Here is a 12,859-nt window from a genome sequence, read left to right as displayed (position 1 = left end):
TTTAGACCTAAATTTGGTTATTTTTTAGTAAAAGTGGTTGGTTCTCCTACATTCCGCCGCTCAGCGCTTAACCTCCATTACAGACAACCACTTCACTGACTATTTACACTGATAAAACATGATTAGAATATAGTAGCAAGTTTTATACTTTCCAAGACCACAAAAAAAGAAACCTCCGAAGAGGATTCCTATATTTCAAGCTTTACCGCTAATTTATTTTTTCCTCCTTTGTACAATACTAGCCAATAAAAGAGGAGAATACTTATAACGCTTAACGTTACTGTGAAGCCAGCAACATATCCTAGGTATGGATACAGATTTCTGTGAACCCAGGGAAATATATGTAGCGTGTAGTCAAGGAAATCATTAAACAATGTCCAAGCTGAAGCAAGCGCAAGATGCTTTATCGTAAACGTAAAATAAGAGGCATAGAGAATCGCTTGAATCGCCATCCCCACATGTGAGGTCATTAGCATGTAGTGATCAAATCCTAGCTGTGCCCCAAGCACTGCACTCCATAAAATCATAACCGTTGCCCAAATTCCATATTTAAATAAAGTGACTGCAGCCAGAGCCTGAATCAACGGCCATCTTTCCCCCAAGATAAACGCCAAAAGAACAACAGTAAAAAAAAGACTAGCTGTAGGGCTGTCCGGAACAAATGGCCACAAGTGTAAAGGGGTCTGTGCCAATTGATTCTTATACCAATAATAGCCATAGATCGTACCTAGAAAATTAATGATAAATAGGAGCTTCATTATTCTACTTGTACCTAGCCAAGCAACAAAAGATTTATAATACATCAAACAATATCCCATCCTCATTCTAATTCTATTTGATAGCTTTTACACATCTCTCTATGTACAATACCCTTTTACGTATCGTTTTAAAAAAAGGCTGACTTGCTCTCAAGTCAGCCTTGCTTCTGTTCTATTCTTCCGTATTTCCTTCATTCTCTTCAGATAAACTAGCTAACCAATCAACTAGAACATCTAACTCTTCATCTGTTCCACCAAACATGCCTGCTGGCATCGTCTCATATCCATTGATAATGATATCTCGAATCTCATCCGCACTATGGATATCACCTACATTGTTAAGTGGAGGTCCACCAGCTGCTCCCTGCAATTGATCACCATGACACCCAATACATGATTGAGCAAAAATTTCATAGCCCTCTGTCGTTGTATCAATTTGTGGACCTTCAGCAGCATTCTTCGCTGAATATCTTTCGCTTTGTGACCAGTCATGATCTTCAGCAGCAGCCCATGTTAGATAGAAAAGAGAAACTACAGCTAATAGCATTAATCCTGTAGCAATCGGACGCCTAGAAGGACGTCTTTCAGGACCACGGTCTAACCATGGAGCTAAAGCTAAAGCGGTAAAAGCAATACCTGGAACGACAATGGTACCTAATACAAGGTAAGGACCACCGAAGTATGAATACTTTAGAAGTTGAAACAAGAATAAGAAGTACCAGTCTGGTACAGGAGCATAGCCGACGGCTGTCGGATCAGCTACTAATTCAAGTGGCGGCTCGTGTGCCGCAGTTAAGCATAGGAAACCAACTAAAACAACAGCTCCTACCATCCATTCTCTTAAAAGAAAGTTGGGGTAGAATGCTTCTGTTTTTCCTGGATACTCCGAATAATCCTTCGGGATATTCGGGGTACGTTCAGCACGTATACGAGAGTCTCCTACGTACTTAATATTTTTATCGTGATTACTCGCCATGTTTTACCCCCCTCATCTATGGAGAGAACTCCATCTTATAGTGGTCCTGAAATACCTTGTCTACGAATTAAAATGAAATGGGCAGCAATTAGCCCTAATAATGCAGCTGGTAAGAAGAAGACGTGAATAGCGAAGAATCGAGCTAACGTCTGTGCACCGATTACGCCACCACCAGCTAATAAAGTTTCGATATAACCACCTAAAAATGGAACACTTGCTGCAATTTCTAATCCTACTTTTGTAGCGAAATAAGCTTTCATATCCCAAGGCAATAGATAGCCTGTAAATCCTAATCCAAGAATTATCATAAAAATTGATACCCCTATAACCCAGTTTAACTCACGAGGCTTCTTATAAGCGCCTTGGAAGAAAACACGGAGTGTATGTAGGAACATCATAACAATGACCAAGCTTGCTCCCCAGTGATGCATTCCTCGAACAATTTGACCATAAGCTACTTCATTCTGAAGATACTTTACGGACTCATACGCATTCATAATATCTGGTACGTAATACATTGTTAAGAACATCCCAGATAGGAACTGAATAACTACAAGAAAAAAGGTTAATCCACCAAAACAGTATACAAAGGCAGAAAAATGGTGAGCAGGGTTAACATGTTCTGGAACTTCATGGTCTGCTACGTCCCGCCAAATTGGGGTCAAATCTACTCGTTCATCGACCCAATCATAAATTTTATTTAACATGTTCTACAGCCCTCCTCATCTTTGTACCGGTTGTCCTAAATAAAGTACTCCATCTCTTACCTCATACTCATACGTATCTAGCGGCCTAGTTGGAGGCGTACCTGGAATATTTACTCCATCGCTTGTATACCGGCCATCATGACAAGGACAGTAATATTCATTAGGATGTGATTCATTGCCTTCCCAGGTTACCGCACAGCCTAGGTGGGTACAAATTGGTGATAAGGCCAGAACTTCTCCAGCTTCATCAATACTTATCCAAGCGGATAATCCCATATCATATTCAGCCCACCCATCAACAACTGGTAGTGTAAAATCCTTACGCTGTGGCTCTGAACTAAATTCAGAGATGTCTCCAACAGCTACCATGTCCGAAGCAGCGTCTGCTTTCAGAACAGGATCAATGGCGAAGCGCAGCATGGGTGTTATCGTTCCAGCTACTAAAAATCCACCAACACCCATTATCGTGTAGTTTAGGAACTGTCTTCTTGATACACCTTGATCTTTGTCGCTCATTCTTCTAACCTCCCTACACAACTAAAGTAAGTCCAACACGGACATAATTATTAAAATGACATATACATAGGACATCTTACATAATAGCCTAAGACCTAATTCACGTCAAGATTATGGTGCTCCAAAGTGAACAAAGTTATTTGTTATTTTTACCTATTCCAAATCTGAATAAACGTTTGTGTTAACCGCTTTGCTTCTTTTAGAATATCGCCCTTCAAATCGTCCACACTTTGAGCTTCAGAATCCTGCACTCTAAGTATATCGCCAGACACATTCACCTGTCTTTGCTCCAGCCAAGATTTTTGTGTCAAAAAAACAACATTTTTAAAACCGTCCTGCTGTAGTTGCTTGACATATTCATTTAGAAGCTCCGTCAACTGCTCATCCGTATAACGCGGTACAATGGATAGTACCGGGAAAAGCATGGCCCTACCCCTTATTTGCCCTTCGATTTGATTCGCTAGATTCACTATGTATTGCACCTGCCGAGCTGAAGAAATGGAATTCTCCCCAGCCTCAATCGTTACCAGTGGAATAATAGCTGTATCTATGTACTCTTTTGCTTGTACATATTCTTGAATCGATCCTAATTCCCACTTCATTATACTCTCCTCCATCTAGAAATCTTGGCTATCCCCAAGTCCTGGCGAAAGCCTTAGTTTTTTGTACTATCTCCATCTAAACTTATATACTCTGATAGTATAAAGAATACCCGATCATTAATGATCGGGTGCAACAATAAAGCTTACTCTATTATAACTGATTCATAAGTAAAATAAAATTCCCAAGCATTTAAGCCTCTCCCTCATTTAGCTTTGCCCAGCGCTTACTTAATCGCAAAAAGCTCTCCTTATCATTCTGCTTCAAGCTCATTTCAATTTGCTGATATAATTGCTCTTTTTGATATTTTTCAATCGCTTCGTCGAGAACCATTTCTGCTAACAGGCTATACCAGCTATTTGAAGTCGTATTATACTTCTCCATTGGATTTACCTCCCGTACAGCTGCATATTCTGGTGATGATTCTGCTTTTTTAAACGTTAGCTTTAAATAAATATACTCCTCTGGATGTAAGCGAATATCATGAAAAGCTCTTTCTACATCAGTTGTCATAAATGTCTTTTTATTGAACTTAAAAGAAATATCCGAGGTGCAGGTGGTCGACATAAAAATCGATTTTTGATTCGGAATAAGCTCATCAACAAAACGTACTTTTTCTAAGAGAGTATCATCAGATTTTAAATAGGTAAGGAGCCAGGCACACTCTTTTTTCTGTAGCTCAAATGTATTTAAAAACCAGTCCAAAAACGTACGCTTTGCTTCAACTGATACTAACTGATGCATGTAAGCCCCTCCTTATCCTTTATTTTATTCTCTACCCTCTTAAATTTCCCTTCTTTTTTTGTGCTGAAAAAAGGATTTACTGTACATTTAGACGCAGGATTTAATATATTGTTGTTCTTTTACCGGATCAATCGTTACCTCAACATAACCTAGGTGAATGAGCATTTGAACAATGCGTTGCTCAAATATGGCTTTCACATCATCATAATAATACTGTTTTAACCACTTTTTCAATGCATGAAACATATCTGAATCTGAAATCCACCTATCTTTACATAGTTCCAGAATAAGTGTCGTAATAAATGGTAAGGAAGGAATTGGTTTTCGATAAACCCTTAGCCAATAGGCTCGAATATCCTCTAGAATTTCCTTAGTAGACATATCCTCTACTTCTTGTTGACCTGAGATCGATACATAGACCTGGCCACCATCCTCTTGAATCCAGCCCTTGTGAAAGCAAAAATCATAAATAAGGGCAAAACGATTGGGATAATGCGGAAATCTTCTACCGTAACCAAATCTCCATTTACTGTCTGATAGTGGAACCTCCTGCACAGACATTAAGGATAGCAAAGCATGTAAAGGCTTTTTATGAATACTTCCATCGACTGTCATTGGGAATGCTTCCTCACTCAGTTTAGCTAAGAATAATCGAAGATCAGCGACAAGAACAAACTCTTCCTTCCTTCTAACTGCTTCAAAGGGCAGACTTTTAGTTTGATTTGGCATAAGTCGAAGCCAATAGCTCCCCCATTCTTTACGTAAGAAAATAGATAAATCAAGGGGTATTTCAAGCTGGATATGATTTTTTGTAGTAATAGGAAAAAGCCATCCACTGGACATTAATTGACTGATCCATTTACGAGGATTCATCTCACTAGAGAATAGAGCCAAAATATAGCTCCCCTTTGCCATTAAATCCTCTACTGTGAACATGCGAGTAGGTTGAAATATAATATATGTAGAAAAGGCAATAAAAGATTCATCTAATTCCTGTACATACTTCAAAAAAAATGAACGATTAAGCATTTGGTAATGAATAGCCTGTACCAGCTCCAGCTTTGAATTTCTATTACACTCACACTCATAAATATTTGCCATCTTATTTAGGTCTTGGATATCTCTATACAGAAGATACTCTGAAAGGCTCATAAAAAATCACCTCATACTATTTTAATAATCAGTATGAGGTGATTTAATGAAAGATATACTATTCGAATAAAGCTTATTCCTGTTGTAGAAGCTGAGCAATTTCGTCTTGATCTGGTTCTATCAGTATAGACTTCTGCCAATACTCCAGAGCTTCATTTAATCTGCCTTCATCACGTAGCAAATATCCCAATTGATTGAGAACGTCTGTTGAATCTGGATTAAGCTCAAGCGCTTGACGATACGCCTGTTCCGCATCCTCCCACCTTTCTAGGTGTTCATTTAGCCGTCCTTTTTGCAAGTAAATATCACTTCTCTCAGGTACTACATCTAATAGTTTATCTATCGTCTCTTGAGCTTTATCCCAATCTTCTACATCCATATATAAAGCTAATAGCTCGTCCAATACTAGCGTATTAGATTCGTCGAGCTCTAGTGCCTGCTGTAACCATCTTTGACTTTCTTGATGCTCTGATTGCTGTCTCAAGAGCAGTCCTTTTAAATAGAAAAGTGCTGGGTTTGTTTGATCATACTTGATCCCTTGATCTAAATAATGAATCGCTTCAACTCTTTTGCCCTGCTGTCCTAGAGCTTCTGACAATAATGAATACGCTGATGTATAGAAAGGATCTAGCTCTAAGAGCTCCGTAAACTTTTTGCTTGCCAGTTCTAGTTCACCAAGCTGATAAGCAACAAAGCCATAGCCAAACAGTAGCTCTGCACTCCCTTTATCTGTTAGAGTTGCTTTTTTGTAATAATCCAGCGCACGTTCAAACTCACCAAGATGAGCGTAGCAATCAGCAAGTCTGGCATAAGTAGAAATGACAGAGCCTTTTTCATAATTCAGAACAGCAAGTGAGTATTTTTCCTGATGATAGAAGATTTCTCCTAAAGCTGTATAAAGGACCTGCTCCTCAGGAAACAGAGCCAAAGCCTTTTTCACCTTACTTTCTGCCACCTCAAATAGTCCATCCATCATATAAAGTTCAGACGTTAACAGAATAGCTCTAAGGTAATCATCACCTTGATCTATAGTAATACTCTCTAGAAGCTCTAGAGACTTATCATTATCATCATTCTCCATATACAACTCAGCTAACTGTAAAATAATCTCTGGCTCTCCCTGATACGCTTGTAAAAGCTTCTCTAAAATTTCAATCGCTTCAGTAAGGAAGCCAAATTGATAGTAAAATTGAGCTGTTTCAAACCTCAGTTCATCGTCCATTCTGGGATCATGTAATAGCTTTGCTAATGTACTTAATCCTTCATCCACCAGACCTGCTTCTATTTGCCGAAAGGCTCCTTCAACTTGATTTTCAAGCAAGTGTGCCCCCTCCTTTTTATTAGCCATACAATACTTTTTTCAATAGTATCTCTAGCTCCTATTCTCTTATCTTCCTATACTAACATATACAAACATATACAAACAAAAAAGACTTCTTTTTAGAAGCCTTCCCATACCTATTAAACTCGAGTGATCCAGCTGAGACTTATGATAATGCATAACAAGCCAAAAACGGAAAAAATCAAAGAGTAGCCAACACCGTTCTGCTCCTCTTCAGGCATAGAATAGATAAGCGGATCACTAATACTTGCTACAACATTGAAGTTCATGGAGGTTTCTACACCCTGAATACGCTCTTTCATAACTATCGTATGTTCCCATTGATCTAACTCTGAATTTGTTATAGACGGAGTCTCCTCAGTAACAACTTCCTGCTGTGGAATAAATGTGGAAGTAACAAGAATAGCAAAAAATAACATAAGCATACAGGCAACGATCGTGAAGGCTCGCTTGGTTTTTCTTTTATACGACCTAACATTCTTAACGGTTGGGTTTGCCCATTTCTCTTCTTGTTTAATTCTCTCCATGACCTGACTCATTACCTGTGGTTTGGTAGAAGGGCTAGCAACTTGATGTGGGGTAAGAGAGCCTTGAATGACTTCATCTCCACGCTTCCACATTTGAAAATTCTCTGTGCAGCTTGGGCATTGCGCCAAGTGATGGTGCACTTTAATTTTCGTGTATTCATCTACCTTCCCCTCAAAGTAATGCTGGATAAGAGAATGTACTTCCTGACATTTCATCGCCTATGTCACCCTTCTTTACCCTCCGTTGCCGTCTGCTCGAAGAAATAAGGTTCTAGTTGACTTTTAATATTCAGTCTTCCTCGAAAGAGTAAAGATTTCACTGAGCTAACAGAGGCCTCTAGAATCTGGGCAATCTGCTTATAATCCAACTGCTCATACTCTCTCAGGATCAAGGCAGATCTCTGTTTTTCTGGAAGACTATTAATGGCCTCTCGAACCATATGCTCACGTTCAAAACGAAGCACTTCTTGTTCAGGCAGCTTCTCAAGAGAAACCTTCGGAGTAGCATGACTATCTTCAATAAACACTTCTTTATGCTTACTTTTCCTTAGCTCACTGAGAACCGTATTCCTTGCAATAGTATAAAGCCACGTAGAAAAAGTAGCTTCGACATCTCGGAATGTTTGTATATTTTTATAAGCCTTATAAAACGTTTCCTGACATAAATCTTCAGCTAAATAATCATAGGAATAAGGCTTAAGCATATGTAGAATAAATGAATATATCTTCTTTTCATATCTTTCAATTAAGGTAGCATATAGCTCAACCTGACCATCTTTAATTTCACGTATTAATTGGGAATCATTCATAGAGACTTACCCCCTATAAGTTCTATACTATCCCCAGCTTTAAATAATTAGACGCTAGGAACAAATAAAAGTTTCGAACGGATTACTCAAACTATGACCATAATATAGAAAAAAATATTATTAAAAAATTGACCTTCATATTATCATAGCATATTACACATTATTTGTGTGTATATGTTTTATTGATTTACACCATATGCGAGAACCACTTTTTTTTGAGTCCATTCTACTAGTATGAGTAAAACCATATAGATATGATTTAAAAATAGGATATTGCTTACATTTAGCTTGAAAAATTTTTAAATCAATGGTAGTGTTTGACACAAACATCAGATTGCTTTATGGTCTCGTAAGTATGTAAATCTACTTTTTATGAGGAGGAGAGTTTATCAGATGCTAAAGTCTACAGGAATAGTGAGAAAGCTAGATCAATTGGGAAGAGTAGTAATTCCAAAGGAAATACGTGGTGGTTTAAACATTGCTGAAAAGGACCCGATGGAAATTCTTATTGACGGAGATCGAATTATTTTAAGGAAATACCAATCCACACAAGCGTGTCACATTACTGGGGAAATTACCTCTGAGAATATTTCTTTAGCGGACGGAAAACTTACCTTAAGCCCAACAGCCGTTCAGCAGCTTGTAGCTGAACTTAAAAGTCGGGGGCTAGATGAATAACAGATTAGCACGAATACTAGATACTATTAATTAATTGATAATAAACGGGGAAACTGAAAATAAAATTAAAAGCTAACGTCAAGAGCTCTAGTGGCTTTGCGTTAGCTTTTTTCTTGGTTTTAGGATACTTCATTTATATAATCAATAAAAATATATTCAATAAAAAAAAGACCGTATATTGACCTTTTCAAAATGAAAGGGCTTACAATATACGGATCGACTTTAGTCGATACAATTTATGGATAGGAGTGGAGAGAAACCATACTGTACTTTTATTATATACTCTCCACTCCGAAAGTCAACTATTATTTTTGAAAGTTTTAAAACATTGCTCTTTTTCACTCTAGCATTCTATTTGAATGATACGTCAACGCCTAGTTGTTTTAGTTCATCGAAAAAGGTTGGGCAAGTCTTTGACACACAGCCAGGGTCCAAAATGCTTATTCCGTCTACCTTTGTGCTAATTAGACCAAAAACCATCGCATTTCGATGATCATCATGAGGATCTAATTGTGCCCCTTGCATCTCTCCCGGATAAATCGTAAAACCATCCTCCCGCTCCTCTACCTGAATCCCGAGCTTCTGTAATGCTTGACAAATTACAGTAATGCGATCTGACTCATGCTTACGAATATGAGCCACATTTGATACCGTAATCGGGGCATTGGCGAACGGAGCAAGGGCTCCAATCGTTAGAGCCTGGTCAGACATAGGCTTCATATCAACCGTGAAGCCCCCTTTAAGTTTTTCTGGTCCTATTACTTTTAGAAAGCTTTCTGTTTTCTCAACAGCACAGCCCATTAGCTCCAATACATCAATAAACTGTGCATCCGGTTGAAAAGAATGGTAGCCTACGTTCTTAACCACCATTTCCCCTTGTGTTAAAGCGGCAAGCGCAAGAAAATAACAGGCTGTTGATGCGTCAGCCTCTAGCGTCATATCCTGAGCCCGGTAGGCTCCTGGCTCTATATGAAATTCAGAATAATCCTCATTATGTTCAATTTGTGCTCCAAATTGTCTCATAAGCTGAACAGTAATTCCAATATAGGAAGGCTGCACCAAACCATTGACCACCCTAATCTTAACGGTCCCTTCTGCCAATGGACTAGCAATAAGGAGACCGCTAAGAAACTGACTAGATACGTTTCCAGGAACCTCTATTTCTCCACCTCTTAGTCCTGTACCTTTAATCTGCAAAGGGAGTCCTTGTTGTTCGGATAAATAGTCTATTTCAGCCCCTAAATCATGGAGAGCATCAACGAGTGGTGAAAGCGGACGGTCGCGTAATTGTTGAGATCCATCTACGACCCAGCTTCCTCCTTGTGAGATTGCTAAAGCACCAGGGAGGAAACGCGCAATTGTACCTGCCGAACCAATAAAGCACTCTGCCTCCTTCACAGGCCAACGTCCGCCTGTTCCTTTGATGGCAACTTCTTCGTCATTAATCGATATTTTTGTTCCGAGTCTTTTTAATGCATCTAGGCACCAATAGGAATCATCACTACGCAAAATACCTCGTAATGTTGACGTACCTTCTGCTAAAGCAGCAATAATTAGCGCCCTATTTGTGTAGCTTTTAGATCCTGGTACATTGATGGCTCCATGTACTGGAGCTTTTACTGGGGAAACAAACGCTTCATGTATCTCTGCTGAGAAAGCCCAAGGAGACCTTGAGCTACGCGATTCCTTCACTTAATCATTCCTCCTTACTCGATCCATTCTATTCAGTCTATTTATTTTATCTTTAAAAGCTGGAGGTTTAAATAAAGAATGCACTAGTCTCTACGATATACCTTATACTGTGCATTCTCAATTAATTCCTTAGCCTTCTCAAGGTCCTCTTCATGCCTAAATGTTAAGCGGAGTACTCCTAATATATCCTCTCGGGTTTCTAAGATCTCAATATTTGTGATACTAATTCTGTATATCCCTAGAAGTGTAGTAATTTGTCCGATAACTCCAGTATGGTCGGGGACATCTACATACAAATCATAGAAAGCCGGTATAGCTCCACGTTTACGATCAGCGATCCCATCTCGAATCAATTTTGACTTAGCATAAAACTCTTCAATTTGATCTGGCTCTCCCGCTTCAACAAGCTTAAGAACCTGATCCATCCTCTTCTGCCAATCCTTGATCTGCTGTACCAAAAAGTCTTGATTGCTTAAAGTGATATCTCTCCACATTCTTGGATTACTAGAGGCTATTCTTGTAATATCCTTAAACCCACCTGCTGCAAGCCTTAAAACCCAATCGTTTTCTTCCTCATAAGACTGAGCATGTCCCACTAGAGCAGAAGCTACTAGATGAGGAAAGTGACTTATGGTAGCCACTACTTGATCATGCTCCTCAGGAGTCATTTCTACAATATGTGCTTCTGTTGCTACTAGAAGCTGCTTTAACTCCGCCACCTTCGAGCGAGGCACATGAGCTTCAGGTGTGAGTACATAATAAGCGTTCTCAAAAAGTCTATCCTGAGCAGCGACGACGCCAGATTTATGTGACCCTGCCATTGGATGCCCACCGATAAATATGGCTGAGGATGAAAACTGCTGACTAATTTTAGCGACATCTCCTTTAGTGCTTCCCACATCTGTCACAATAGCTCCTTCCTTCAGTCGTGAAGAAAGCATAACATCCTTGAGCAGCTCTCCAAGAGTTTGTACAGGTACACATAAAAAAACAAAATCAGCTCCCTCAATAGCCTCCTCAAGCGATTCAGACCCACGGTCAATCACACCTAATGATTCCGCTAAATGAAGCTGAGAAAAATCCTGGTCAAATCCTACGACTGTAAGCTGATCTCCATGGAATTTTTTAAGAGCAAGGGCTACGGAGCCTCCGATCAGCCCTACTCCTATCATTGTCACCTGTTTCATGATAAAACACGTACCATCTGCTTCAGTGCCTCAATGACCTTTTCGTTCTGCTCCTTCGTTCCAATCGTTACACGAATAAAGGTAGGGAATCCAAGAGCTTCCCCTGAGCGAACAATAATACCTTGACGAAGGAGATAATCGAACGCTTCATTTCCCTTTCGCTGAACGTCAATGAGAATAAAGTTCCCTTCTGTTGGGTAATAGAACAATTGCATTTCTTTTAATGCCTCATAGAATTGTTCCTTCCCAAACTGATTCAGCTTGCAGCAATCCTCTACGTATTCCTGATCCCCAAGAGCTGCCAAAGCTGCTGCTTGAGCCATTCTATTCGTATTAAAAGGACCTCTTACACGATTAAGTGCATCAATCACTTCAGCTGCTCCAATACCGTATCCAATGCGCAAGCTAGCTAAACCATATATTTTAGAAAATGTACGCAACACCAGTACATTAGGAAATTCCTGTAGATACGTTAATGAATCCGGGTACTCCTGTCCAGTTACGTATTCATAGTACGCTTCATCTAGAACAATCAAAATATCATTTGGCACAGCTTGCAAAAAGCTTTTAAGCTCTGAATCCTTCACATACGTTCCAGAGGGGTTATTCGGATTACAGACCCAAACGACCTTTGTTTGTTCTGTGATCGCTTTTTTCATCTCTGCCAGATCATGAGTACCATCCTTTAAGGGAACCTCAATAACCTCTGCTCCTTCAATCGCAGCATTTGTTTTATACACTGAAAATGTTGGCGTAGCCATAACCGTATTAGAATTGGAATCTAGGTATGCTCTAGTAATAAAAGATATGATTTCATCAGAACCGTTTCCAAAAATAATTTGATTTTTCTCTACACCATAGAATTCAGCTAGTTCCTCTCTAATTTGATAGCCATCCCCTTCCGGGTATGAAGCTAAATTTGCCGCTTCTTGTACCAACGCATCCTGCACTTTAGGTGAAGCACCATAAGGGTTTTCATTAGAAGCCAATTTAATAATAGTGTCTAACTGAAGCTCTCGCTTCACCTGTGAAATCGGTTTGCCTGGCTGGTAAACCGCTAATCCAGAAATTTGTGCTTTTGCTTTCAGCATTTCCTACACCTCTCCTATAAGCTTTAAGAAGTCAAATGACTCTTTTTCTTTCTCTATCCTTATTGCTTTAAAAGATTATT

At 39.3% G+C, this 12,859-nt stretch carries 14 protein-coding genes; 1 reads left to right on the top strand and 13 read right to left on the bottom strand.

Features of this window, described 5'->3' with window-relative positions; translation table 11 throughout:
• Positions 1 to 188: 188 nt before the first annotated feature.
• The 10 genes from J2S11_RS06830 to J2S11_RS06785 form a co-directional block, all read right to left on the bottom strand.
• The gene (locus tag J2S11_RS06830) at positions 189 to 803 is read right to left on the bottom strand and encodes a DUF1405 domain-containing protein (RefSeq protein WP_307393263.1); all 615 of its coding nucleotides are present in this window, start codon (positions 801 to 803) and stop codon (positions 189 to 191) included.
• A 127-nt stretch (positions 804 to 930) separates the two neighbouring features.
• Complete coding sequence (locus J2S11_RS06825) at positions 931 to 1,734, bottom strand: menaquinol-cytochrome c reductase cytochrome b/c subunit (protein ID WP_307392674.1); 804 nt, start codon at positions 1,732 to 1,734, stop codon at positions 931 to 933.
• A 35-nt stretch (positions 1,735 to 1,769) separates the two neighbouring features.
• A complete protein-coding gene (gene qcrB / locus J2S11_RS06820; protein WP_307392672.1) occupies positions 1,770 to 2,441 on the bottom strand; it encodes a menaquinol-cytochrome c reductase cytochrome b subunit in 672 nt (223 codons plus the stop codon).
• 15 nt (positions 2,442 to 2,456) lie between these two features.
• Positions 2,457 to 2,957 carry a Rieske (2Fe-2S) protein gene (locus J2S11_RS06815; RefSeq protein WP_307392670.1) on the bottom strand — a complete coding sequence of 167 codons (501 nt, stop codon included), beginning with the start codon at positions 2,955 to 2,957 and terminating at the stop codon, positions 2,457 to 2,459.
• A 149-nt stretch (positions 2,958 to 3,106) separates the two neighbouring features.
• Positions 3,107 to 3,559, bottom strand: a complete 453-nt coding sequence (locus tag J2S11_RS06810) for a DUF2487 family protein (RefSeq protein WP_307392668.1) — start codon at positions 3,557 to 3,559, stop codon at positions 3,107 to 3,109.
• Positions 3,560 to 3,749: 190 nt separating this feature from the next.
• The gene (locus tag J2S11_RS06805) at positions 3,750 to 4,301 is read right to left on the bottom strand and encodes a ReoY family proteolytic degradation factor (protein ID WP_307392666.1); all 552 of its coding nucleotides are present in this window, start codon (positions 4,299 to 4,301) and stop codon (positions 3,750 to 3,752) included.
• Between the two features lie 87 nt (positions 4,302 to 4,388).
• The gene (locus tag J2S11_RS06800; RefSeq protein ID WP_307392664.1) at positions 4,389 to 5,453 is read right to left on the bottom strand and encodes a hypothetical protein; all 1,065 of its coding nucleotides are present in this window, start codon (positions 5,451 to 5,453) and stop codon (positions 4,389 to 4,391) included.
• A gap of 73 nt (positions 5,454 to 5,526) precedes the next feature.
• The gene (locus J2S11_RS06795; RefSeq protein ID WP_307392662.1) at positions 5,527 to 6,774 is read right to left on the bottom strand and encodes a tetratricopeptide repeat protein; all 1,248 of its coding nucleotides are present in this window, start codon (positions 6,772 to 6,774) and stop codon (positions 5,527 to 5,529) included.
• A gap of 140 nt (positions 6,775 to 6,914) precedes the next feature.
• A complete protein-coding gene (locus tag J2S11_RS06790) occupies positions 6,915 to 7,538 on the bottom strand; it encodes an anti-sigma factor family protein (protein WP_307392660.1) in 624 nt (207 codons plus the stop codon).
• Positions 7,539 to 7,546: 8 nt separating this feature from the next.
• On the bottom strand, positions 7,547 to 8,131 hold the full coding sequence (locus J2S11_RS06785; protein ID WP_307392658.1) for an RNA polymerase sigma factor: 585 nt from the start codon (positions 8,129 to 8,131) through the stop codon (positions 7,547 to 7,549).
• A 393-nt stretch (positions 8,132 to 8,524) separates the two neighbouring features.
• Between J2S11_RS06785 and J2S11_RS06780 the strand changes: the two genes are divergently transcribed.
• Positions 8,525 to 8,809, top strand: a complete 285-nt coding sequence (locus tag J2S11_RS06780; RefSeq protein WP_307392656.1) for an AbrB/MazE/SpoVT family DNA-binding domain-containing protein — start codon at positions 8,525 to 8,527, stop codon at positions 8,807 to 8,809.
• Between the two features lie 351 nt (positions 8,810 to 9,160).
• Here J2S11_RS06780 and aroA read toward each other — a convergent pair whose 3' ends face one another.
• The 3 genes from aroA to hisC all read right to left on the bottom strand — a co-directional run bounded on the left by aroA (position 9,161) and on the right by hisC (position 12,776).
• A complete protein-coding gene (aroA, locus tag J2S11_RS06775; protein WP_307392654.1) occupies positions 9,161 to 10,501 on the bottom strand; it encodes a 3-phosphoshikimate 1-carboxyvinyltransferase in 1,341 nt (446 codons plus the stop codon).
• A gap of 83 nt (positions 10,502 to 10,584) precedes the next feature.
• The gene (locus J2S11_RS06770) at positions 10,585 to 11,688 is read right to left on the bottom strand and encodes a prephenate dehydrogenase (protein ID WP_307392653.1); all 1,104 of its coding nucleotides are present in this window, start codon (positions 11,686 to 11,688) and stop codon (positions 10,585 to 10,587) included.
• The gene (hisC, locus tag J2S11_RS06765; RefSeq protein WP_370875484.1) at positions 11,685 to 12,776 is read right to left on the bottom strand and encodes a histidinol-phosphate transaminase; all 1,092 of its coding nucleotides are present in this window, start codon (positions 12,774 to 12,776) and stop codon (positions 11,685 to 11,687) included. The genes J2S11_RS06770 and hisC overlap by 4 nt, the downstream gene beginning before the upstream one ends.
• Between the last annotated feature and the right edge of the window lie 83 nt (positions 12,777 to 12,859).

The sequence above is a fragment of the Bacillus horti genome, assembly GCF_030813115.1.
GTDB classification, from domain to species: Bacteria; Bacillota; Bacilli; order Caldalkalibacillales; family JCM-10596; genus Bacillus_CH; species Bacillus_CH horti.
Note: the sequence above shows the minus strand (reverse complement) of the source record. Positions and strands in the feature narration are given on the sequence as shown.